The sequence below is a fragment of the Stenotrophomonas sp. HMWF003 genome (assembly GCF_003061285.1).
Classification (GTDB): Bacteria; Pseudomonadota; Gammaproteobacteria; order Xanthomonadales; family Xanthomonadaceae; genus Stenotrophomonas; species Stenotrophomonas maltophilia_AP.
This window is the reverse complement of the sequence record NZ_QAIW01000435.1, coordinates 1-1,955: the sequence shown is the minus strand read 5'-3', so window position 1 is coordinate 1,955 and position 1,955 is coordinate 1. Positions and strand designations below refer to the sequence as shown.

General features: G+C 68.8%; 1 protein-coding gene and 1 pseudogene. Both read left to right on the top strand.

The window, feature by feature from the left end; genetic code table 11:
- Window positions 1-223: pseudogene (locus DBR34_RS24015) on the top strand (glycerol-3-phosphate dehydrogenase); the annotation flags it as partial.
- A gap of 65 nt (window positions 224-288) precedes the next feature.
- On the top strand, window positions 289-1,788 hold the full coding sequence (gene glpK, locus DBR34_RS18815) for a glycerol kinase GlpK (protein ID WP_128097908.1): 1,500 nt from the start codon (window positions 289-291) through the stop codon (window positions 1,786-1,788).
- Window positions 1,789-1,955: the final 167 nt, after the last annotated feature.

Here is a 1,955-nt window from a genome sequence, read left to right as displayed (position 1 = left end):
CGCCAGCGCCGTGCTCGGCGACGCGACCCGCACGGTGCAGCTGGGCACCGCGTTCGGCGCGGACCTGTACGCACGCGAAGTCGATTACCTGGTGGCGCACGAATGGGTGCGCACGCTCGATGACCTGCTGTGGCGCCGCACCAAGCTGGGCCTGCGCCTGGACGCGGCGCAACGCGACGAACTGGCGCAGTATCTGGCGCAGCGGGTGGCGGCGATGGCGTAGGCTGGGGCGCTGGCCGTGGCACGCCACCGGCCGGGCCACCCTTGATTCGTTGTACGGAGCAACGCATGGACAAGCAGTACGTGCTCGCGATCGACCAGGGCACCACCAGTTCGCGGGCGATCCTGTTCGACCGTGCCGGTCGCAGCGTCGGCAGTGCGCAGCGCGAATTCACCCAGCTGTTTCCCCAGCCCGGCTGGGTGGAACACGATCCGCGCGAGATCCTCACCAGCGTTTACACCACGCTGACCGAACTGCTCAACCGCGAGCAGGTGGACCCGCGCAGCATCGCCGCGATCGGCATCACCAACCAGCGCGAAACCACGGTGGTGTGGGACAAGGCCACCGGCCAGCCGATCCACAATGCCATCGTGTGGCAGTCGCGGCAGAGCCATGCGATCTGCGAACGGGTCGCCGCCGAGGGCCACGAGGCGCTGGTGCGCGCGCGCACCGGGCTGCTGATCGACGCATATTTTTCGGCCACCAAGATCCGCTGGATCCTGGACCACGTGGACGGTGCCCAGACCCGCGCCGAGCGCGGCGAGCTGCTGTTCGGCACCATCGACAGCTGGCTGGTGTGGAACCTGAGCGGTGGCACCACCCACGTGACCGACTACAGCAATGCCGCGCGCACGCTGCTGTTCAACATCCATACCCTGGACTGGGACGACCAGCTGCTGCAGGTGTTCAACATTCCGCGCGCCATGCTGCCGCAGGTGCGCAGCTCCAGCGAGGTGTATGCCACCACCCAGGCGCAGTTCTTCTTCGACCAGCACATTCCCATCGCCGGTATCGCCGGCGACCAGCAGGCCGCGCTGTTCGGCCAGGCCTGCTTCGAGCCCGGCATGGCCAAGAACACCTACGGCACCGGCTGTTTCATGCTGATGAACACCGGCGACAAGGCGGTAGTGTCGCGCAACGGCCTGTTGACCACGCTGGCCTGGGGCATCGACGGCACGGTCGAATACGCGCTGGAAGGCTCGATCTTCGTTGCCGGTTCGGTGGTGCAGTGGCTGCGCGACGGGCTGCGCATGTTCGGCAAATCCAGCGACTGCCAGGCCTACGCCGAACGCGTGCCCGACACCGGCGGGGTGTACCTGGTGCCGGCCTTTGTCGGGCTGGGCGCGCCGTACTGGCGCAGCGACGTGCGCGGGGCGATGTTCGGCATCACCCGTGGCACCCGCAAGGAGCATTTCATCCGCGCCGCCGTGGAGTCGATGGCCTACCAGACCCGCGACGTGCTGGCGGCGATGCAGGCCGATGCCGGGATCGAACTGAAGGAGCTGCGCGCCGATGGCGGTGCGATCGGCAACGACTTCATGGCGCAATTCCAGAGCGACATCCTGGGCGTGCCGGTGGTGCGCCCGCAGGTGGCCGAAACCACCGCCCTGGGCGCGGCCTACCTGGCCGGGCTCGCCACCGGGTTCTGGGGCAGCCGGGCCGAGATCGCCGCGCAGTGGGCGGTGGACCGGCGTTTCACCCCCCGGATGGCGGTGGACCAGCGCGAGGCGCTGTACGCCGGCTGGCAGCAGGCGGTACAGGCCACGATGGGGTTCCGGGTGGGGTGAGTTTTTGGGTCTTCGCCCGTCTGCGGGGCCAGCAGAACCGTGGGCCCTTTCCAGGCGCGGGTGTCGTTGGGTCGGGCGCTGGGCCCCCATGCCCTTGGAGGCGAACTAAAGGGGGAGGGGGCGGCCGCAGGCCGACGCCGGAGGACATTCGCCGGAAAGGGCATGGG

Excerpts from the sequence above, each read along its gene's own strand:
- glpK (WP_128097908.1), top strand. The coding sequence starts at position 289 with ATGGACAAGCAGTACGTGCTCGCGATCGACCAGGGCACCACCAGTTCG.